The organism is Amycolatopsis iheyensis (genome assembly GCF_024703995.1).
Taxonomy (GTDB): domain Bacteria; phylum Actinomycetota; class Actinomycetes; order Mycobacteriales; family Pseudonocardiaceae; genus Amycolatopsis; species Amycolatopsis iheyensis.
Map to the genome: position 1 here is coordinate 126,867 of NZ_JAMXQV010000009.1, position 19,255 is coordinate 146,121.

Below are 19,255 nucleotides of genomic sequence, written 5' to 3' on the forward strand. Positions count from 1 at the left end.
CCCCCGGGCCGGTGGTCGGCGAGCAGGGCAGGCGTTCCGGCGCCGTTCGCCGCGCGCTCGCTCATGCCCAGCCCCCGGCCCGGCGGCGCGTCCGCAGCAGCAGCCAGAAGAACACCGGTCCGCCGACGATCGCGGTGAGGATGCCGATCGGCAGGTCGGCGTAGTCGAACGTGGTGCGGGCCGCCAGATCGGCCGCGGCCAGCAGCACCGCGCCCGCCAGCAGCGATGCCGGCACCAGCACCCGGTGGCCGGGCCCGGTGAGCATCCGCACCGCGTGCGGCACGATCAGCCCGACGAACCCGATCACGCCGGAGTAGCACACCGCGGCCGACACCATCAGCGCCACCACCACGATCCCGGTGGCGCGCAGGCGTTCCACGTGCACGCCGAGGTGCCGCGCCGGGCGTTCGCCGAGCGTGAGCAGGTCCAGCTTGCGCGCCATGAGCAGCGAAATCACCACGCCGGCGACGACCAGCGGCAGGATCGACCCGACGTAGGGCCAGCGCGCCGAAGCCAGCGAACCCAGCTGCCAGAACACGATCTGCTCACGCGCGGCCTGATCGCCCGAGAACAGCAGGAACGCGATCACCGCGCTCGCCACGGCGTTGACCGCGACGCCGGTGAGGATGAGCGTCACGACTTCGCTGCGCCCGCCGGAGCGGGACAGGAAGTACACGGTCAGCGTCGTCACCAGGCCGCCCACGAACCCCAGCGCCGGCGTGGTGAACGCGCCGAAGAACGTCCAACCGGCCACAATGGACAGACTGGCGCCGACCGCCGCGCCGGCGGACACGCCGACCACCGCGGGCTCGGCCAGCGGGTTGCCGAACAGGCCCTGCATCAGCGCTCCGGCGACCCCGAGCACGCCGCCGACGAGCAGGCCGAGCACCACCCGCGGGAACCGGACCTGCCAGAGCGTGCCCTCGGCGAACGGGTCGGCCAGGCCCGGCCCGAGCCCGATGTGGTGCAGCAGCGACGTGACGACGTCGGCGACCGGGATGGCGAACTGGCCGGTGCCCGCCGACACGCAGGCCACGACGACCAGGGCGATCGTGAGCCCGGCGAAGAGCGCGGTCACCTTGACCGGACGGCTCATCCGCCCGCTCCCGGGGCGTACAGCGCGCGGGCGAGCGCGTCGAGCACGCCGGGGGTGCGCGGCCCGAAGCTCAGGATTTCGCTGTCGGCCATGTCGACGAACCGGCGGTGCAGCCCGGCCGGCGTCTGCGCGACCCCGGGGACCTGCAGCAGCCCGTCGGGGCCGCCGACCGACTCGAGTCCCTTGGTCATCAGCAGGATGACGTCCGGGCGGGCCTTGACGAGGGCTTCCGGCGTCATCGGCCGCATCCCCTCGACCCCGGCCTCGCTCGCGACGTCGACGGCGCCGAGTGCGGTGATCAGCGAATCGGCGCCGGAGCCGCGGCCGAACAGGTAGTACACGCCGGCCTGCCCACGCAGGTAGAGGAACACCACACGCAGCTTCCGCGCCGGCTCGGCGGGCGCCAGCCGGGTGATCTCGGCCTTCTTGGTCGCGATGTCCTCGTCGAGCCGCGCCGAAAGCCGTTGTCCCGCTTCGGGAACGCCGAGCGCCGCCGCGGTGTCGTGCACGAGCGCGCCGACGTTGTCCATCGTCCGCTTCGGATCGAGCACCACCACCGGGATGCCGGAGTCGCGCAGCTGCAGCACGACGTCCCAGGGCCCGAGCGTGGTGTCGGTGAGGATCACGGTCGGGCGCAGTGCCATGATCGCTTCGGCGTTGAGCTGGTGACCGTTGCGCGTGACGAGCGGAAGCCGTTGCGCCGCCGGGAATCCCGTCGAGACGTCGCGGCCGACGACCCGGTCGCCGAGGCCGAGCCCGAACACCGTCGCGGCGAGCGTGCCCGCCATGTCGAAGGCGAGCACCCGGCTCGTGTCGGTGACGGTGACGCGGGTGCCCTGGTGGTCGGTCACCGTCACCGGCAGGTGCTGCGCCGGTGGCGGCGCGGATATGTCGGCTTGGGCGAGCACCGCGGAGCTCGGCCCGGTCCGGGACTTCGGGTCCGGCACCGGTTTCAGTGCGGCGAGCGGCTCCGCGGTGTGCGGTGCCGCGGGAGCCGTCGCGCAGCCGGCCACGGCGGTGATCAGCAACAGGACGGCAGCGGGCAGCAACCCCCTTGACAACATTAGGTTAGCCTAACCATATTGATCGCGAGAAGGTAAGCCTTACCTAAGCTCGTTACGCTGTCGTGATCGAAGGGAACTCCCCGTCATGTCGAAGAGATCCGTCCTGCGCGTCGCCGTCGTCGCCACCGCGATCGCCGCCGTCGCCGGCACGGCCGCGGCGCCCGCACTGGCCTCCGCCGGCTCCGCCACGCACAACGGCTTCACCCTCAGCGCGTCCAACGCCACCGGCCTGGCCGCGGCCGGCGAGACCATCACGGTCACCGGCAGCGGCTACAACCCCGCGAACGGCTACTACGTGGCGCTGTGCGCGGTGCCCGAGGACTACTCCTACGGCACCAAGCCGAGCCCGTGCGCGGGTGGCGACGGCCAGGGCGGCACCGGCGTCGGGCCGTCGGCGTGGGTGACGAACCTCCCGGGCGGCACGGCGACGATCGCCGCGAACGGCACGTTCACCGCGCGGATCCGCGTCGCTCAGGCGAACAGCGGCCTCGACTGCGGCGACGCGGCGGTCACCTGCGCGATCGTTTCGCGGCGCGACCACCTCTCGGCCGCGGACCGCACGGCCGACGTGTTCATCCCGGTCACCTTCTCCTGAGTGCCGCCGCGGGGCGCGGTTCGCGCCCCGCGCGCGGTTTCCGGCGCCGGTAGACGACGAGCAGGAGGGCCACCCCGACGACGCTCAGGACGTGGGTCGCGATCCGGCCGGTGACCGGCAGGCCGCGGACGAGATCACTCACCGAGGCGACCCCGAGCACGACGGTCAAGCCGCAGTAGACCGGCAGCCAGAGGCCCGCCAGCCGCGGGTAAAGCGCCACGACCAGCAGTCCGGCGCCCAGCGCGAGGTTCCAGGAAACCCCGGCGAAGCTCGGCTGGGCGGGGTGGGTCATCCCGGCCATGCCGGGCATCCCCGCCATGTCGGCGTGCGGGTCGGCGGGCAGGAACAGCGCACCGAACCCGAGCCCGGCCTGCACGAGGGCGAGCAGGGCGAGGACGTACCGCGCGAGCCACTTCTCGGGCGCGGCCAGCCGGGTTCCGTCGGCGAGAAGTGTCGTCACACTGGGGGATACGGCTGGCGGGCCCGATCGGTTGAAAGTGATCTTGAACCGCGTTCGGGGGACTTCGGCACTGATCCTCCACGGTTGACCTCGACCAAGGTTCAGGTCTTAGCGTCGCCACTATGACCGAAACGACTGTCACCGGCGTCGCGCGACCACCGCGGCCGCTGGTGGCGACCCTCCTCGGCGTCAGCACCATGACGATCATGGCCAGCGCCACCATCACCCCGGCGCTGCCCGGGATGGAACGCCACTTCGCCGGCCAGCCGCACGCCGAGCTCCTCGTTCGGCTGGTGCTCACCATGCCCGGGTTGGCGATCATGGTCTCGGCGCCGCTGCTGGCCCGGCTCAGCGGGCGGACCGGGCGCGTTCCGGTGCTCGCCGCGTGCCTGGTGCTCTACACCCTCGGTGGGGGCTCCGGTCTGTTCTTGGACTCCCTGCCCGCGTTGCTCGCCGGGCGGGCGCTGCTCGGCGTCGGCATCGCGGGTGTGATGACGACGTCGACCGCGTTGCTCGCGGACCACCACGACACCAGTGACCACGGGCGGGTGCTCGGGTTGCAGGGGGCGGCGATGGGCTTCGGCGGGGTCGTCGCGCTGCTGCTGGGCGGGGTGCTGGCGGCTGTCGACTGGCGGGGCCCGTTCGCCGTCTACCTGCTCGCTCTGCCGCTGCTCGTCCTGGTGCTGCGGTACGTGCCCGAAGCCGATGCGCAGCAGCCGCCCGACGCTGAAACGGCGACGCCGTGGCAGCCGCGGCTGCTCGGCCGGTACGCGGTCATGTTCCTCGGCGTGGTCGTCTTCTACACCGTGCCGACGCAGGCGCCGTTCTGGCTCGCCGAGGTCGGCGGTGCGGGCCCGGCGGCCGCCGGGGCGCTCATCGCCGCGGTGAACCTGGTGATGACGGTCGTGGGCTTGAACTTCCGGTGGCTGCGGGCGCGGTGGGACTTCCCGGTGCTGGTGACCGCCATGTTCGTGGCCTTCGCGGTGGGGCTGGTCGTGCTCGGTGTGGCGGGTGGCCTGGCGACGGCGGCCGTCGGCATGGTGGTGGTCGGCGTCGGGATCGGCCTGCAGAACCCGGCCGTCAACGGCTGGGTGGTGGCCTCGGTGGCGCCGGGCACGCGGACGAAAGCCTTGGGGCTGCTCACCTCGGCGTTGTTCCTGGGGCAGTTCGCGTCACCGCTGCTCGCGCAGCCGGTGGCCGACGCGGTGGGCTTGGGGCGGACGTTCGTCTTCGCCGGGGTGCTCGCCGCCGTCGTCGGCGTGGTCGTGGCGGTGGTGCACTTCCTACGTCGCCGGTGACGGGTCAGCCGTTGCCGAAGCGGTCGCCGATTTCTTCGACCTCCGGCAAACCGACCTGCGCGGCGAAGTCGGTCAGACCGGGCAGGTCGCCGACCACTTCGGCCGGTGTCCCGTCGACGGCGATGCGCGCCAGCACCGCGCGCATCGCCCCGGTGGCCGCCAGCAACGCCGACAGCGGGCAGATCACCAGCCGGAACCCCAGCTCGCGCAGCCTTTCCCGGCCCAGCGGCGGGGTCTTGCCGCCCTCGGCCCAGTTGAACAGCAGCGGCACGTCGCGGAACGTGTCCGCCACCCGCTCGATCTCCGCCTCGGACTGCAACGCCTCCACGAACAGCAGGTCGGCGCCCGCGTCCCGGTACCGCCGCGCCCGCTCGATGGCCGCGTCGAGGCCTTCGACCGCGCGGGCGTCGGTCCGCGCGATCAGCACGAAGTCCGGGTCGTGGCGGGCGGCGACCGCGGCCCGCACCCGGTCGGTCATCGTCTCGGCCGGCACGACGCGCTTGCCCTCCAGGTGCCCGCAGCGCTTCGGCGCGACCTGGTCCTCGAGGTGGATTCCGGCGATCCCGGCGGCCTCGTACTCGCGGACCGTGCGGATGACGTTCAGCGCGTTGCCGTAGCCGGTGTCGGCGTCGGCGATCACCGGCACCTCGACCGCCGACCGGATCCGGGCCGCCGCCTGGACCATCTCGGTCATCGTCAGCAGCCCGACGTCGGGCCGGCCGAGCAGCGACGCCGTCGTGCCGAAGCCGGTCATGTAGACCGCCGGGAACCCCGCCGCCTCGACCAGCCGGGCGCTCAGCGCGTCGAACGCGCCCGGCGCGACGACCGGCTCGTCGCCGGCCAGCAGCTCCCGCAACCGCGCCGGACCGGGCACCCGCGGCCCGAGCAGATCGGCCACGTCGATCACCTCCCGACGAAACTCACCGTACCTGCCCCAGCGGGATCCGCTGGAACACGATGGTCTCGTACGGGCCGGCCGCGCCCGTCTCGTACAGCACCCCGACCGTGCCGGGATCGGCCTGCACGAGGTCGGAGTAGGCCGCCGGGCCGCCGGTGAGCGTGCGGCCGGGACGCCAGGTGTGGCCGCGGTCGGTGCTCAGCCGCAGCTGCAGCACCGCGCGCGTGGCCGGGTCGGCCGGGCCGGAGTACACCAGCAGCCACGGGATCGTCGTCTGCAGCACGCTGCCCTCGACCTTGGTCCCGGACACCGCCGGCTGGACCTGGTACGGCTTCACCAGCGTCCTGCCGCCGTCGACGCTGTAGCCGTCGACGCGGTGCTCGGCCGCGGAGCCCTGGTTGCGGCTGGAGAAGTAGAGCGTGCCGTCGGGCAGCTCGGTCGCGGTCGTCTCGTTCGCGGCGACGACGCCGTCGGTGCGGTCGTCGGTGAAGCCGATGTGCCAGGTGCGGCCGTTGTCGTCGCTGTAGAGGTCGTGACCGCCGTAGTACTTCGCCTCGGTGCCGACGTCGGCCGAGCCGGCGGGCGGGGAGCTCGAGTGGTTGGCGGGCACGATGATCCGGCCGGCGTGCCGGCCGTGGCGCAGCAGCGTCGCGTGCCCGGGCCCGGTCGCGTACCAGCGCCAGCCCGGCAGCTTCGCCTCCGCGGTGATGTCGCGCGCCGGGGACCACGTGCGGCCGTTGTCCTTGCTGCGCAGGACGAACACGCGGCGGGTGTCCTGCGCGGACGCCTGGCCGGACATGATCTGCTTCTCCGACACAGGTCCGTTGTGGACGGTCAGCAGGACGAGCTCGCCGTCGCGGGCGAGCACCGGGGTCGGGTTGCCGGCGGTGGCGTCGCCGTTGCTGTCCACCACCGACAGCGCGCCCCACGTGCAGCCGCCGTCGCGCGAGGTGCGCGAGACCGTCTGGATGGCGCCGGAGTCGCCGGCCGAGTCGCGCCGGCCTTCGGCGAACGCGACCAGCGCGCCGTTCGCGGCGCGGACCACCGCGGGGATGCGGAAGGTGTCGTAGCCCTCGGTGCCCGAGGTGAAGGGGACCGAGGACGCGCACCCGGGCGTGGCCGACGCCGCGGGGGCGAAGGGCAGCCAGACCATGGCCGCCGCGAGCAGCATCGTGCCGAACCTGCGAATCGATGACACCGGCTCCGCCTCCTGGGGACTGGGGGAGAGGACATGGGATGTCGGACGTCCTATGTCTGGACAACCTAGGCAGCCGGTGCGCCGCCGTCAAGAAGAACGCTGAGCGCCCGGACGGGCACTCAGCGCGAAGGGGGAACGGGTCGGGTTACCGCGGGCAGGGGCCGAAGAACAGGCACTCGACCAGCGCGCGGACGTCGTGGGCCCGCGCCCGCGGCTCGAGGTCGTCGAGCTCGGCCGTCAGTGCGGGGAGGTCGACCGTGCCGCGTGCGGTGAGCGGGTACTGCCGTTCGGTGGTGTCGTGCGCGGCGCAGCCGCTGCCGTGCAGGTTGCCCGCGGGAACGGCGGCGAACACGACGTCGCCTTCGTTGTCGAAGGTGAAGTAGCACTGCAGGACCGACGGGGTCGCATCGCCGACGGTGTTGGTCCGCGCCCCGCCGAAGCTCGCCGGGTACGACCAGCCGGCGGTGGGATCGTCGAGGAACTTGGCGTCGCCGGGCCCGGCGTCCCCGTCGAGCCGCCAGCCGCGTCCGATGAGGTGGTCGTGCACCTCGAGCTGGCGGGCGATGAGCAGGTCGGTCGGCGTGGTCATGGCGGTTCCCTTCGGGTGGGGCGGGGCCCCTCCCAGTGTGGCCGAGCCGGCCGTCCACGATCGGGTGACCGTCGACGGCTGACTTGTGCCCGGTATAGTCAGCGCGGTTCCCAGGAGGTGCCGTGTCGCAGGAAGTCATGACCCTGGCCGGCCGGCGGGCCGACCGCGACGGCTGGTCCGCCGCCGGGTGGTGCCCGATCGAGCGCGCGCTGGAGCTGGTCGGCACCCGGTCGGCGATGGTGCTGCTGCGGGAGGTCTACTTCGGCGGCCGCCGCTTCGACGAGCTGGTCCGCCACGCCGGGGTGACCGAGGCGGTGGCGGCCAAGCGGCTCAAGCAGCTGGTCGAGGCCGGCGTGCTGGCCCGCACACCATACCGGGAGCCGGGGCAGCGGGTGCGGTACGAGTACGTCCTGACCGAGCGCGGCGGTGAGCTGTTCCCGCTGCTGCTGGGCCTCAAGCGGTTCGGGGAGCAGCTGCCGCGGGAGGAGCCGGGCGAGCTGCGCCTGACGCACGCCGGCTGCGGGGCCCGGGTCGAGTCGCAGGTGCGCTGTGAAGCCGGGCACGAGGTGCCGCCCGGCGAGACGGTCGCGCGTGTCGTGAACCTCCGGGACTGAGTTCTCCCGCGGACACCCGGTATCGACGTCGGTCCAGCTGACTTGACAAAACAAAAGTCAGCTAGCAGGGTGGCGGAACACCGACGGCGAAAGGGAAGCACGACGATGACGAACGTCAGCCCGGTCCTGGTCACCGGGGCCACGGGCCGCCACGGCAGCACCGGCGCGCACGTGGTGCGGCGGCTGCGGGAAGAAGGGCGGGCCGTGCGGGTGCTCGCGCGCACGCCCGGTGAACGCACCGAGGCGCTGGCCGGGCTGGGCGCCGAGATCGTGCGCGGCGACCTGCGCGACCGCCGGAGCCTGGTCCCCGCGCTCGACGGCGTCGAGCTGGCGTACTTCACCTACCCGATCGACGCGGGCGTGGTCGGCGCGGCGGCGAACTACGCCGCGGCGGTGCGCGAAGCCGGTGGCCGCCCGCGCACGGTCGTCATGTCGATGGGGCCGGCGCACCCCCGGCACCCGAGCGACCGCGGGCGTGACCAGTGGCTGGCCGAAGAGGTCCTGCAGTGGGCCGGGCTGGACCTGCTGGTCCTGCGCGTGGCCGCCGCGTTCCACGAGAACATCCCGGTGCTGCACGGTCGCTCGGTCGGCCGCGAAGGCGTCATCCGCAACTGCTTCGGCGACGCCGAGGTCGCCTGGATCAACGGGGCCGACGCGGGCGAGCTCGCCGTCGCCGCGCTGCTGCACCCCGAGCGGTTCGACGGCCCGGTGTGCCACCCCGCCGGGTCGGAGCAGTTCAGCCACGCCGGCATCGCCGCGTTGCTGGCCGAGGATCTGGGCCGCCCGGTGCGGTTCGAAGCGATTTCCCGTGAGCAGTGGCGACAGGAGCTGACCGAGTTGTCCACTGTGGATACTTCCGGCGTGGTCAACCCGGACATGGCGGCACACATCTCCGCGGTGGCGTCGGCGGTCGCGGACCGCGGTCCCACCCGCGCCGCCGACGCCGCGGCGCTGACCGCTCTGATCGGGCGCCCGCCGGTGCCGCTGCGGGACTACCTGCGGACCAGCCGGAAAGCGTTCGCCTGAATCCCGCCGGAAGGGGGTGGACCGCGGGCGCCGGTTCCTGGTAAGCCTCTGCGCGTGACCCTGGACGCGATCGCCCTGCACAGCATCAATCCCTGGGAAGTGTCGTTCCTGCGCGAAGAGGTGGGCGGGTACTTCGCCCACGGCGTCGACCTCGAGCCCGGCTCGATCGTCCTCGACGTCGGCGCCAACGTCGGGGTCTTCTCGGCCGCCGTCTACGAGCGGCTGGACGGCGAAGTGCGGATCTACGCCTTCGAGCCGCTGCCGCCCCTGCACGAGACGCTCGACCGCAACGGCCGCGAGTTCTTCGGCGGCCGGCTGACGGCGTTGCCGTTCGGGCTGGCCGACGCCGAAGCCGAACTCGACTTCAGCTACTTCCCGGCGGCGACGATCTTCTCCTCGTCCACGCGCGACGAAGGCAACGTCGAGGCCGAGCGGCGCCGAGTCACGGCGGGCATCGTCGAGATGATCCGCGCGGGCGGCCTCGGCCCGGCGCTGCGCCGCGTGCCGGCGCCCGTCCTGCGCGGGATCGTGGGCCGCAAGCTGCGGGTGATGCGGGAGCTGGAGACCCACCGCGTCCGGGTTCGGCCGCTTTCCCCGGTGCTGGACGAACAGGGCATCGACCGGATCGACCTGCTCAAGATCGACGTCGAGGGCGCGGAGCTCGCGGTGCTGCGGGGCGTCGAGGACCGGCACTGGCCGCTCGTCCGGCAGGCGGTCGTCGAGGTCGAAGGGTGGGAACGCACCCACGAGAGCGTCCGCGACGTGTTCGCGGCGCGCGGGTTCACGGTCGAGGCGGAGCAGAACCCGGTCCAGCGGGCCGCCGACATCGGGATGGTGTTCGCCCGCCGCTGACCGAAGGCGTTGCCTTGCCGCGCACGGCAATGTTCTAGCCTCGCGCCCTGTGAAGTTCGGAATCCGCTACAGCACGCCCCACTTCGGCGTCGACCCCGCCAAGCTCACCCGGTTCGCCCAGGACGCGGAAGAGCTCGGCTTCGAATCGCTCTACGTCCCGGAACACATCGCGCTCCAGCCCGGCACGAAGGTCGGGCCGGTCGAGCTGAGCTCGTCGCTGCCCTACGGTGACCCGCTCGACTGCCTGACGTTCGCCGCCGCCGTGACGAGCCGGATCCTGCTCGGCACCGGTGTCCTGCTGCTGCCCTACCACCAGCCGGTGGTGCTCGCGAAGCGGCTGGCGACGGTCGACGTGCTCTCGGGCGGGCGCCTGCGGCTGCTCACCGTCGGCGTCGGGGCACTGCCCGGCGAGGCCGCGGCGGCCGGGGTCGACTTCGCCACCCGCGGCCGACGGGCCGACGAAGCGATCGAGGTGCTGCAGTCGCTCTGGGCCGGCGACGAGAACGGCGTCAGCCACGCCGGTGAGTTCTTCGGCTTCGAAAACCTGTGCAGCTTCCCGAAGCCGACGGGGTCCGGGACACTGCCGATCCACGTGGGCGGGTCCAGCCCGGCCGCCGCTCGGCGTGCGGGGCGGTGCGGGGACGGCTTCTTCCCCGGCGGCGGGCTCTCCGCCGAGGACCGCCGGAGCCGGCTCGAGCTGGCCCGTGCCACGGCCGCCGAAGCCGGTCATGACCCGGATACCTTGCAGTACACGCGATGGGGATCGACCGGAATGTCCGAAGAGGACGTCCGGGAGCTGGCCGGGGAGGGTGTCACGCGGGTGGTCGTGACGCCGGCCGCGGTCGACCCGGCGGGGTGGCGAGCGGAGATGACGGCGTTCGCGCGGACGCACGGGCTGGGGTGACCCTGCGCTGAGCCAATCGGGCGATTCGGACTCAGTCGCAAATTTTCTGTCATGTGTCGACTTCTTGCATCAAGACGCCCGCTTGTTGCATGCTCTGGTGGCTCCGGGTCCCCCGCCGTCTCAAAGAAGAGAAGTCGCCATGACACGCATGAGCCTGTCCCGGCTGCTCGCCGGTCTCCTCGTCGCGGGCCTCTCCGCGACGGGGATCTCCCTCGCCTCCGCCGCCAGTGGCGCGCCGCCGGGCGCCGCGGCCACCCCCGCCGCGCTCGCCGACGTGCCCTTGACCCGCTCGGTGTCGGCGAGCAGCGCCCTGCCCGGCTACCCCGTCTCCAACGCCGTCGACGGCAACCAGGCCACCTACTGGGAGTCCGCCAACAACGCGTTCCCGCAGTGGATCCAGGCCGACCTCGGCTCCGCCAAGGCGCTCTCGCGGATCGTGCTGAAACTCCCGGCGACCTGGGAGTCCCGCACCCAGACCCTCGCCGTGCGCGGCAGCACCGACGGCACGAGCTTCACCGATCTCGCCCCGGCCACCGGGTACGCCTTCGCGCCGAGCGCCAACACGGTCACCATCCCGGTGACCGCGACGACCCGGTACGTGCGGCTGGCCGTCACCGCGAACTCGCAGTGGCCGGCCGCGCAGCTCTCGGAGTTCGAGCTGTACGGACCGGACACCGGGGACACGCAGGCGCCGTCCGCGCCCGCGAACCTCGCGCTCACCGAGCCCGGCTCCGGGCAGGTCCGGCTGACCTGGTCGGCCTCGACCGACGACGTCGGCGTCACCGGCTACACCGTCTACCGCGACGGCACCCCCGTCACGACAGTCACCGGCACCGCCTTCACCGAGACGCGGCCCGCCGGCACGCGCGTCGAGTACTTCGTGCGCGCCAAGGACGCCGCCGGGCACGAGTCCGCCGACAGCAACCACGTCGTGCGCCAGGGCACCCAGGCCGCGACGAACCTGGCCGCGGGCAAGCCGATCGAGGCCTCCTCGAGCGTCTTTTCCTTCGTCGCGGCCAACGCGAACGACAACAACACCGGCACCTACTGGGAAGCCTCGGGGCAGCCGGGCACGCTGACGGTGAAGCTCGGCGCGAACGCCGATCTGGACCAGGTCGTCGTGAAGCTCGACCCGGACCCGGTCTGGGGCGCGCGGACGCAGACGTTCGAGGTGCTCGGCCGCGACCAGGGCGCCACGACGTTCACCACCCTCAAGGCCGGCGCCGACTACCGGTTCGACCCGGCGGCCGGCCAGAACACCGTGACCGTCCCGGTCAGCGGCCGGGCGGCCGACCTGCGGCTGCGGTTCACCGCCAACTCCGGCGCGCCCGGCGGGCAGGTCGCCGAGCTCCAGGTGTTCGGCACCCCGGCGCCGAACCCGGACCTCGTCGTCACCGGCACGACGTGGACCCCGGCGAACCCGACCGAGACCAGCCAGGTCGCGGTCAGCGCGACCGTGAAGAACGCGGGCACCGCGGCCTCGCCCGCCACCACCGTGAACGTCAGCCTCGGCGGGACCGTCGTAGGGAACGCGGCGGTCGGCGCCCTCGCCGCCGGCGCGTCCACCACGGTGACGGTGAACGCGGGCACGCGCCCGCAGGGCACCTACAGCGTGTCCGCCACCGTCGACCCGGCCGGCACGGTCGTCGAGCAGGACGACACCAACAACACCTTCACCGCACCGACGTCGCTGGTGATCGCCCAGGCGCCGGGGCCGGACCTCGAGGTCACCGGCATCACGTCCAGCCCGCCGAACCCGGCGGCCGGCACCGCGGTGTCGTTCACCGTGGCCGTGCACAACCGCGGCACGAGCGGCGCGGGCGCGTCGGTGACCCGGCTGAGCGCCGGCAGCACCACGTTGTCCGGTGACACGGGCGCGATCGCGGCCGGCGCCACGGCGAACGTCGCGATCGCGGGCACGTGGACCGCCACCAACGGCGGCGCCACGCTCACCGCGACGGCCGACGCGACGAACACGGTCGCGGAGACCAACGAGTCCAACAACGGCCTGTCCCGGGCGATCGTCGTCGGCCGCGGCGCGGCCGTGCCGTACGTCTCCTACGAGGCCGAAGCCGGGCAGTACCAGGGCGAACTGCTGCGGACCGACCCGCTGCGCACGTTCGGGCACACCAACTTCGCCACCGAGTCCTCGGGCCGCCAGTCGGTGCGGCTGGCGAACCAGGGGCAGTACGTCGAGGTCACCTCCACGAACCAGGCGAACTCCATCGTGGTGCGCAACTCGGTCCCCGACGCCCCGGCCGGCGGCGGCCAGGACTACACGCTCAGCCTCTACGTCAACGGCACGTTCGCGCAGAAGCTGACGCTGTCCTCGACGCACAGCTGGCTCTACGGCACCACCGACGACCCCGAAGGACTGACCAACCGGCCCGGCGGCGACGCGCGGCGGCTGTTCGACGAGTCGCACGCGCTGCTGGCGCAGTCGTACCCGCCGGGCACGAAGTTCCGGCTGCAGCGCGACAACGGCGACAACGCGGCGTACTACGTCGTCGACCTGGTCGACCTCGAACAGGTCGCGCCCGCGTTGCCGAAGCCCGCGGAGTGCACGTCGATCACCGAGTACGGCGCCGTGCCGAACGACGGCGTCGACGACGCGCCGGCCATCCAGCGCGCGGTGACCGACGACCAGAACGGCAGGATCGCCTGTGTCTGGATCCCGGAAGGACAGTGGCGGCAGGAGGCCAAGATCCTGACCGACGACCCGACCGTGCCCAACGGCGGTGGCCAGTACAACCAGATCGGCATCTCCAACGCGACCATCAAGGGCGCCGGGATGTGGCGCTCGCAGCTGTACTCGCTGATCCAGCCGCAGGACGCGGGCACCATCAACCACCCGCACGAAGGCAACTTCGGGTTCGACATCGACAAGAACGTCCAGCTCTCCGACATCGCGATCTTCGGCTCCGGCCGGATCCGCGGCGGCGACGGCAACGCCGAAGGCGGGGTCGGGCTCAACGGCCGCTTCGGCACCGGCACGAAGATCTCGAACGTCTGGATCGAACACTCGAATGTCGGTGTGTGGGTCGGCCGCGACTACAGCAACAAGCCGGAGCTGTGGGGACCGGCCGACGGCCTGGAGTTCAGCGGGATGCGGATCCGCGACACCTACGCGGACGGCATCAACTTCACGAACGGCACGCGCAACTCGCGGGTGTTCAACTCGTCCTTCCGGACCACCGGCGACGACTCGCTCGCGGTGTGGGCCAACCAGTACGTGAAGGACCCGTCGGTGGACATCGGGCACGACAACGTGTTCACCAACAACACGATCCAGCTCCCGTGGCGCGCCAACGGCATCGCGGTCTACGGCGGGTACGGGAACCGGATCGAGAACAACCTGGTGTACGACACGATGAACTACCCGGGCATCATGCTCGCGACCGACCACGACCCGCTGCCGTTCTCGGGGCAGACGACGATCGCGAACAACGCCCTCTACCGCTGCGGCGGCGTGTTCTGGGGCGAGCAGCAGAAGTTCGGCGCGATCACGTTCTTCGCGCAGGGCAAGGACATCCCGGGCGTGACGCTGCGCGACACGGAGATCCACGACTCGACCTACGACGGCATCCAGTTCAAGACCGGTGGCGGCGTGGTGACGGCGGCGATCACGAACGTCAAGATCGACGAGTCGGACAACGGCGCGGGCATCCTGGCGATGAGCGGCGCCCGCGGCAGCGCGACCTTGACGAACGTGACGATCACGGGTTCGGCCAAGGGTGACGTGGTGGTGGAGCCGGGATCGCAGTTCGTCATCACCGGAGCACCCGTCCCGGCGGCGGTCACGGGCCGGCGCCGGGCCGGGTAGGGGACCGGGTGCCGGGGCGGACGCGTCCCGGCACCCGGCCTGTCACACCGCGGCCGGCTGAGCCGCCAGCCGGTCCCGCCGCCGCGCGTCCTTGGCCCACCACTTGCGCACGCCCGGCTTGCGGCTCTCGTACTTCAGCTGCCAGACCGTGCTGCGGCACACCCATTCCTTGACTTTCGCGCCCAGCCGGCCGCCGAGGTGGAGGCGGATCGCGGTGTCGTCGCGGTGGGAGAACTGGAAGATGCCCGCCCGCCGGCCCAGGCTCAGGCACTGACCCGCGAAGCCGACCTCGACCGGTGACGGCGGGCGGCCGTCGAGGCGGCTCAGCACGGTTTCGGCGGCCTGCGGGCCGAGCTGGACCGCGGACTGGCAGCCCATCCGGTAGGGCAGGCCCGACGGCGCGGCCGCGTCGCCGGCCGCCAGCACGCGGTCGTCGTCGACGCTGGTCAACGTCTCGTCGGTGCGCAGGCGGCCGGTCTCGTCGGTGCTCAAGCCGCTGCGCCGGGCCAGGTCCGGCACGCCGAACCCGGCGGTCCAGATCGTCACCGGGCTGGGCAGCTCGCGGCCGTCGGTGAGCCGCACGGCGTCCCGCGTCACCTCGCGCACCACCGCGTCGACGAGCATCCGCACCCCGAGCGCGGCCAGCCGCGAGGCGACCGCCCGCCGGCCCGCGGGGTGCAGGTACGGCCCGAGCTGTCCGCCGCAGACCAGCGTCACGTCGTGGCCCGCTTCGGCCAGTTCGGCGGCGGTCTCGATGCCGGCCGGACCGGCGCCGACGACCGTCACCGCCGTCGCGGCCTCGACCACCGGCCGCAGCCGCCGCGCCTCCTCGAAACTCGTGACGGGGTAGGCGTGTTCGGGCGTGCTCGCGCTGTGGCTGCCGACGGCGTAGACCAGGTAGTCGTACCCGGCGGTGGCGCCGCTCGCCAGCGTCACGGTGCGGGCGGCGGTGTCGATCCCGGTGACGCTGTCGACGACGAGCCGGACCCGCCCGGCCAGGACGTCCTGGTAGGCGACGACCGCGTCGTCGGAGCCGCCGACGAGCTGGTGCAGGCGGATCCGCTCGACGAAGTGCGGCCGCGGGTTGACCAGGGTGACGCGCACGTCGGCGCGCCCGGTCAGGCGGTTGGCGGCCATCACGCCGGCGTAGCCGCCGCCGATCACGACCACCTCCGTGGTCTCGCTCATGGTGTCTCCTTCGCTGACGGGGTTCGCCCCTCCAGACACCGCGATGCCGGCCGCTGTGACAGCTGTGTCCCAGCTCACGCGTCGGTGGGAGCGCGGCTCCACCGCAGGGCCGCGTGCCAGGCGGCGATCAGCGCCTCGTCGTCGGCGTAGCTCGGGCACGTCCCGATCGGCACCCACGTGTGTTCGACCGGTTCCCCGTCCTCGACCCGCAGCACGGTGACCCCCGGGTACTCCAGCACTTCGCGGCCGTGCTCGGCGGGAACCGAGACCGCGCGGGTGCCCAGCCGCAGCCGCACCTGCCGTTCGCCCGTCATCGCCTCCGCTTCCCGTGATGCTCCACGAGGGTGTCGCGCCCCGGCCGGAATCTGTAACACCATTCCCCCGGACCGGGGCGCGAACTGCGGTGAACGGCGGGTGCCCGCCGCCGGGCGGCCACCCGCCGCGACGAGCGGATAGGCCGGTCGGCCCAAGGCGTGCCCGGCGAGTGCGCGATCGTGGCGGTACGGGTGGATCGCGGCAACCACCCGCCAGTCGCGTCCCCGACCTCACGGGGTCACCACATCTAGCCTTGCGGGTAGAAGAGGAACAGCGTGCAGCCGGTCGGGGACGCGGGCACGTGCCACGTGCCGGCCGGGGCGTGCAGGAACGTGCCGGGCGGGTAGTCGCGCGCCGTCGTTGAAGGTGCCGGAGACGACGTAGACCTCCTCCGGGCCTGGCTCGTGGACGTCGCGGCGCGGCCACGACGTGCCGGGGTCCATCTCGAGCACGTTGGCGTGCGCGCCGGCCGGGCTCGTCCACAGTGGACGGAGCCGGATGCCGGGGAACAGTTCACGGACCGGGGCTTCGTCGACGGAGACCGCGGTGTAGCCCTCCTGGGCGAGGATTTCGGCGTGCATGCGGCCCACGATGCCGGGCGCTCGCGCGCCGGGACAGTGTCGGGAACGACACCATGAGGTACTTTTCTGCCATGCATCGCGTGGTGGCCCTGGTGCGGCCGGTGCAGTCGACGTTCGAGCTGGGCTGCGCCGCCGAGGTGTTCGGCACCGTGCGCGGCGGGGTGCCGCAGCACTACGAGTTCGACGTGTGCACCGAGACACCCGGCCCGGTGCCGACCTCGGCCGGGTACGCGATGTCGGTGTCGCGGGGGCTTTCGGCGCTGGCGTCGGCGGACACCGTGCTCATCCCGGGCTGGGCGCCGGTGGAGGCGCCGCTGTCCCCGCGGGTGCGCCGCGCGTTGCTGCGGGCCCACGCCCGGGGCGCGCGGCTGGTCACGATCTGCTCCGGCGTCTTCGCGCTCGCCCGCACCGGGCTGCTCGACGGCCGGTCGGCCACCACCCACTGGGCCCGCGCCGACCAGCTGCGGCGGGAGTTCCCGCGGGTGCGGGTCGACCCGGACGCGCTGTACGTCGACCACGGCGACGTCGCGACGAGCGCGGGCGCCGGCGCGGGGATCGACCTGTGCCTGCACCTGGTCCGGCGCGACCACGGCGCCGCGCACGCCGCGCTGGTGGCCCGCCACATGGTGATGCCACCCCACCGCGACGGCGGCCAGGCCCAGTACGCCCCGCCGGCACCGCCGTCCGACGCGCTGGACGGCCTGCTGGAGTGGGCCGGGACGCGCCTCGGGACGCCGTTGCCGGTGGGGGAGCTGGCCGGCTACCTCAGCGTGTCGCCGCGCACGCTGGCCCGCCGGTTCGCCGACCAGCTCGGCACGAGCCCGGGCGCCTGGCTGCTGGCGCGCCGAGTGGCGGAGGCACGCACGCTGCTGGAGGAGACGGACCTCCCGGTGGAGGCGATCGCGGCCCGGGTCGGGCTGACGTCGGCGGTGAACCTGCGGCGCCGGTTCCACGCGCTGGTGGGAACGACGCCGGGTGCTTACCGGCGCGCGTTCCGGTCGTCGTGAGGGGGGTGCCGGTCGGGGTGCGGGTCGGGTGGTTCGCCGGCCGCGCCGCGGCCGGCCTGCTGCCGCGCCTACCGGTCGCCGGGAGCCTTCCCCGCCTACCGCTCAGCGCCCTCCAGCCACGCCGCCAGGTCCGGCACCACGACATCCGCGCCGGTCAGCGACACGTGCGCCTGGGTCCGCACCCCCACGCAGTACGCCCCCGCCGCTTTGGCCGCCGCCACTCCCGCCGTCGAATCCTCGAAGACCACCGTCCGGGCCGGGTCGACCGCCAGCTCGCGGCACGCCCGCAGGTACCCCTCCGGATCCGGCTTGCCCCGGTCGACGTCCTCGGCCGTGACCAGCACCGACAGCAGCTCGAGCACGCCGATCGCGACCAGTTCGGCCTTCGCGTACTCGCGCGTCCCCGAGGTCACCACGCCCACCGGCATCCCGGCGCGCAGCGTCCGGACCAGCTCCGCCGCGCCGCGGACCGGCTCGGCCGGGCGGGTCGCGTACGACATCGCCTCCGCGAACAGGTCCTCGACCGTCGCGCCCGGTGGGAAGCTCGCCAGCTGCTCCGTGAGCACCACCTTGCCCGGCCGGCCGGCGAACGAGCGCAGCAGCTCGGCGTCGTGGGGGACCCGGTGGGTCTCGTACAACCGCCGCCAGGCCTCCTGGCTGCGTGGCTCCGTGTCCACCAGCGTCCCGTCGAGGTCGAACAACGCCGCGTCGAAGTTCATCGCACCGCCTTCCCAGCCGGCACCGCGCCGCTCAGCGCGAGCACGGTGAATCCCATCAGCACGACCGTGAACACCGCAACGTCGCCGGCGTACACAAGCGCTCCCCGGCTTCCGCCGTCCTTCGGCGCGGGTCAGCCGATCTGGGCGCGGATCCAGTCCGCCACCACGTCCACCCGCGCGATCGTCTCGGCGCCCGGTTGCGGGCACGGCGGCCCGGTGTTCACGATCGCGACCAGGCGGCCCGTGTGGTCGTCGTCGGTCGAGGTGAAGAACGGGCCGCCGGAGTCCTCCGGGCAGGGGCCGTTGTCCACCGTGCGGGTGCCGATCGGCAGCGCCTCCAGCGTCGCTTCGGCGATGCCCGACACCCGGAACCGGCCGCGCTTGAGGTGGTCGGACGGCCCGAGCACGGTCGCCGAATGCGAGCCCCAGCCCGCGAACTGCAGCTCCTCACCGACCGACGGGCGGGTGTCGGCCAGCTCCACCGGGGTGAGACCGGTGACCGGCGTGCTGAGCTTCGCCACCGCCAGGTCGTTGACCGGCGACTGGCGGACGTCGACGACCTCGGCCGTGTGCCCGCCGGGGTCGCTGTCCTTCAGCCGGCCGATGGTCACCGTCATCGTGTACCGCGGCCGGCCGCCGATCCTGACGTCCTTGAGGTCGTGGAAGCAGTGCCCGGCGGTGACCACCCACTGCGGCGCGACCAGCGAACCGCTGCAGGCGCCGTCGCGGACCCCGCCGCCGGGGACCGGGATGTCCGCCGACGTCAGCTTCGCGTTGAAAGGCAGGATCGGCGGTGGCGGCGCGGCTGCCGGGCCGCGGCCCAGCGCGCTGGTGTCGGGCAGGCTGTGCCCGCCCGATCCCGCGGCCAGCACGGGCCCGGGAGCCGGGAGGCCGGTGACGGTGTGCGCGAACGCGGCGCCGGCCCCCACCAGCACCGCGACGACCACCGACCGCGCGCGGAAGCGCCGTCGTCGATCCGAAGGTGTCCTCACACCTCTTATGCACGGATGAGAGCGCCGAATGGTTGC

19 protein-coding genes are annotated in these 19,255 nt (G+C 73.0%); 8 read left to right on the forward strand and 11 right to left on the reverse strand.

Translation table 11 applies throughout. From position 1 onward, the window contains the following. Window positions 1–61: 61 nt before the first annotated feature. Together M8542_RS19360 and M8542_RS19365 are read right to left on the reverse strand one after the other, a co-directional pair. The gene (locus M8542_RS19360) at window positions 62–1,096 is read right to left on the reverse strand and encodes a FecCD family ABC transporter permease (protein WP_257921604.1); all 1,035 of its coding nucleotides are present in this window, start codon (window positions 1,094–1,096) and stop codon (window positions 62–64) included. Further along, the gene (locus tag M8542_RS19365) at window positions 1,093–2,160 is read right to left on the reverse strand and encodes a heme/hemin ABC transporter substrate-binding protein (RefSeq protein ID WP_257921605.1); all 1,068 of its coding nucleotides are present in this window, start codon (window positions 2,158–2,160) and stop codon (window positions 1,093–1,095) included. Before M8542_RS19365 ends, M8542_RS19360 begins: the two co-directional genes overlap by 4 nt. 85 nt (window positions 2,161–2,245) lie before the next feature. Between M8542_RS19365 and M8542_RS19370 the strand changes: the two genes are divergently transcribed. Then, window positions 2,246–2,755 (forward strand): neocarzinostatin apoprotein domain-containing protein, encoded by a 510-nt coding sequence (locus M8542_RS19370; protein WP_257921606.1) that lies wholly within the window; start codon window positions 2,246–2,248, stop codon window positions 2,753–2,755. Here the strand turns inward: M8542_RS19370 and M8542_RS19375 are convergent. Continuing rightward, complete coding sequence (locus M8542_RS19375) at window positions 2,742–3,215, reverse strand: hypothetical protein (protein WP_257921607.1); 474 nt, start codon at window positions 3,213–3,215, stop codon at window positions 2,742–2,744. The genes M8542_RS19370 and M8542_RS19375 overlap by 14 nt on opposite strands. A gap of 122 nt (window positions 3,216–3,337) precedes the next feature. On the opposite strand from M8542_RS19375, the gene M8542_RS19380 reads away from it, so the two are divergent. Next, window positions 3,338–4,513, forward strand: coding sequence for an MFS transporter (locus M8542_RS19380; RefSeq protein ID WP_257921608.1), 1,176 nt, complete (start codon window positions 3,338–3,340; stop codon window positions 4,511–4,513). Between the two features lie 4 nt (window positions 4,514–4,517). Here M8542_RS19380 and M8542_RS19385 read toward each other — a convergent pair whose 3' ends face one another. The 3 genes from M8542_RS19385 to M8542_RS19395 form a co-directional block, all read right to left on the reverse strand. Beyond that, window positions 4,518–5,411, reverse strand: coding sequence for an isocitrate lyase/PEP mutase family protein (locus tag M8542_RS19385; RefSeq protein ID WP_257921609.1), 894 nt, complete (start codon window positions 5,409–5,411; stop codon window positions 4,518–4,520). 22 nt (window positions 5,412–5,433) lie between these two features. Next, window positions 5,434–6,609: a sialidase family protein gene (locus M8542_RS19390; RefSeq protein WP_308210269.1), complete on the reverse strand. Its 1,176-nt coding sequence runs from the start codon at window positions 6,607–6,609 to the stop codon at window positions 5,434–5,436. Between the two features lie 145 nt (window positions 6,610–6,754). Continuing rightward, window positions 6,755–7,198 carry a hypothetical protein gene (locus M8542_RS19395; RefSeq protein WP_257921610.1) on the reverse strand — a complete coding sequence of 148 codons (444 nt, stop codon included), beginning with the start codon at window positions 7,196–7,198 and terminating at the stop codon, window positions 6,755–6,757. Window positions 7,199–7,320: 122 nt separating this feature from the next. Here M8542_RS19395 and M8542_RS19400 point away from each other — a divergent pair, with 122 nt between their 5' ends. The 5 genes from M8542_RS19400 (at window position 7,321) to M8542_RS19425 (ending at window position 14,417) form a co-directional block, all read left to right on the forward strand. Beyond that, window positions 7,321–7,812: a winged helix-turn-helix transcriptional regulator gene (locus tag M8542_RS19400; protein ID WP_257921611.1), complete on the forward strand. Its 492-nt coding sequence runs from the start codon at window positions 7,321–7,323 to the stop codon at window positions 7,810–7,812. A gap of 105 nt (window positions 7,813–7,917) precedes the next feature. Continuing rightward, the gene (locus M8542_RS19405; protein ID WP_257921612.1) at window positions 7,918–8,838 is read left to right on the forward strand and encodes an NmrA family NAD(P)-binding protein; all 921 of its coding nucleotides are present in this window, start codon (window positions 7,918–7,920) and stop codon (window positions 8,836–8,838) included. Window positions 8,839–8,892: 54 nt separating this feature from the next. Further along, window positions 8,893–9,690, forward strand: a complete 798-nt coding sequence (locus tag M8542_RS19410; RefSeq protein WP_257921613.1) for an FkbM family methyltransferase — start codon at window positions 8,893–8,895, stop codon at window positions 9,688–9,690. A gap of 49 nt (window positions 9,691–9,739) precedes the next feature. After that, window positions 9,740–10,594 (forward strand): LLM class F420-dependent oxidoreductase, encoded by an 855-nt coding sequence (locus M8542_RS19415; RefSeq protein WP_257921614.1) that lies wholly within the window; start codon window positions 9,740–9,742, stop codon window positions 10,592–10,594. 139 nt (window positions 10,595–10,733) lie between these two features. After that, window positions 10,734–14,417, forward strand: a complete 3,684-nt coding sequence (locus M8542_RS19425; protein WP_276586730.1) for a CARDB domain-containing protein — start codon at window positions 10,734–10,736, stop codon at window positions 14,415–14,417. A gap of 42 nt (window positions 14,418–14,459) precedes the next feature. On the opposite strand, the gene M8542_RS19430 is transcribed toward M8542_RS19425, so the two are convergent. The 3 genes from M8542_RS19430 to M8542_RS19440 all read right to left on the reverse strand — a co-directional run bounded on the left by M8542_RS19430 (window position 14,460) and on the right by M8542_RS19440 (window position 16,501). Further along, a complete protein-coding gene (locus tag M8542_RS19430; protein WP_257921615.1) occupies window positions 14,460–15,605 on the reverse strand; it encodes an NAD(P)/FAD-dependent oxidoreductase in 1,146 nt (381 codons plus the stop codon). A 74-nt stretch (window positions 15,606–15,679) separates the two neighbouring features. Beyond that, window positions 15,680–15,919 carry a hypothetical protein gene (locus M8542_RS19435; RefSeq protein WP_257921616.1) on the reverse strand — a complete coding sequence of 80 codons (240 nt, stop codon included), beginning with the start codon at window positions 15,917–15,919 and terminating at the stop codon, window positions 15,680–15,682. Between the two features lie 231 nt (window positions 15,920–16,150). Then, entirely contained in the window at window positions 16,151–16,501 is a 351-nt protein-coding gene (locus M8542_RS19440; RefSeq protein WP_257921617.1) for a cupin domain-containing protein, read from the reverse strand. Between the two features lie 71 nt (window positions 16,502–16,572). Here M8542_RS19440 and M8542_RS19445 point away from each other — a divergent pair, with 71 nt between their 5' ends. Then, window positions 16,573–17,508 carry a GlxA family transcriptional regulator gene (locus M8542_RS19445; RefSeq protein ID WP_257921618.1) on the forward strand — a complete coding sequence of 312 codons (936 nt, stop codon included), beginning with the start codon at window positions 16,573–16,575 and terminating at the stop codon, window positions 17,506–17,508. A 95-nt stretch (window positions 17,509–17,603) separates the two neighbouring features. Here M8542_RS19445 and M8542_RS19450 read toward each other — a convergent pair whose 3' ends face one another. Both M8542_RS19450 and M8542_RS19455 read right to left on the reverse strand, forming a co-directional pair. Continuing rightward, window positions 17,604–18,227 (reverse strand): HAD family hydrolase, encoded by a 624-nt coding sequence (locus tag M8542_RS19450; RefSeq protein ID WP_276586731.1) that lies wholly within the window; start codon window positions 18,225–18,227, stop codon window positions 17,604–17,606. A gap of 131 nt (window positions 18,228–18,358) precedes the next feature. Beyond that, window positions 18,359–19,219, reverse strand: a complete 861-nt coding sequence (locus tag M8542_RS19455) for a S1 family peptidase (protein WP_257921619.1) — start codon at window positions 19,217–19,219, stop codon at window positions 18,359–18,361. Window positions 19,220–19,255: the final 36 nt, after the last annotated feature.

What these genes read in the sequence shown, in the direction of transcription:
- M8542_RS19360 (WP_257921604.1), bottom strand. Translation starts at nt 1,096, where the DNA reads ATGAGCCGTCCGGTCAAGGTGACCGCGCTCTTCGCCGGGCTCACGATC.
- M8542_RS19365 (WP_257921605.1), bottom strand. Translation starts at nt 2,160, where the DNA reads ATGTTGTCAAGGGGGTTGCTGCCCGCTGCCGTCCTGTTGCTGATCACC.
- M8542_RS19370 (WP_257921606.1), top strand. Translation starts at nt 2,246, where the DNA reads ATGTCGAAGAGATCCGTCCTGCGCGTCGCCGTCGTCGCCACCGCGATC.
- M8542_RS19380 (WP_257921608.1), top strand. Translation starts at nt 3,338, where the DNA reads ATGACCGAAACGACTGTCACCGGCGTCGCGCGACCACCGCGGCCGCTG.
- M8542_RS19395 (WP_257921610.1), bottom strand. Translation starts at nt 7,198, where the DNA reads ATGACCACGCCGACCGACCTGCTCATCGCCCGCCAGCTCGAGGTGCAC.
- M8542_RS19405 (WP_257921612.1), top strand. Translation starts at nt 7,918, where the DNA reads ATGACGAACGTCAGCCCGGTCCTGGTCACCGGGGCCACGGGCCGCCAC.
- M8542_RS19425 (WP_276586730.1), top strand. Translation starts at nt 10,734, where the DNA reads ATGACACGCATGAGCCTGTCCCGGCTGCTCGCCGGTCTCCTCGTCGCG.
- M8542_RS19430 (WP_257921615.1), bottom strand. Translation starts at nt 15,605, where the DNA reads ATGAGCGAGACCACGGAGGTGGTCGTGATCGGCGGCGGCTACGCCGGC.
- M8542_RS19435 (WP_257921616.1), bottom strand. Translation starts at nt 15,919, where the DNA reads ATGACGGGCGAACGGCAGGTGCGGCTGCGGCTGGGCACCCGCGCGGTC.
- M8542_RS19440 (WP_257921617.1), bottom strand. Translation starts at nt 16,501, where the DNA reads ATGCACGCCGAAATCCTCGCCCAGGAGGGCTACACCGCGGTCTCCGTC.
- M8542_RS19445 (WP_257921618.1), top strand. Translation starts at nt 16,573, where the DNA reads ATGCATCGCGTGGTGGCCCTGGTGCGGCCGGTGCAGTCGACGTTCGAG.
- M8542_RS19450 (WP_276586731.1), bottom strand. Translation starts at nt 18,227, where the DNA reads ATGAACTTCGACGCGGCGTTGTTCGACCTCGACGGGACGCTGGTGGAC.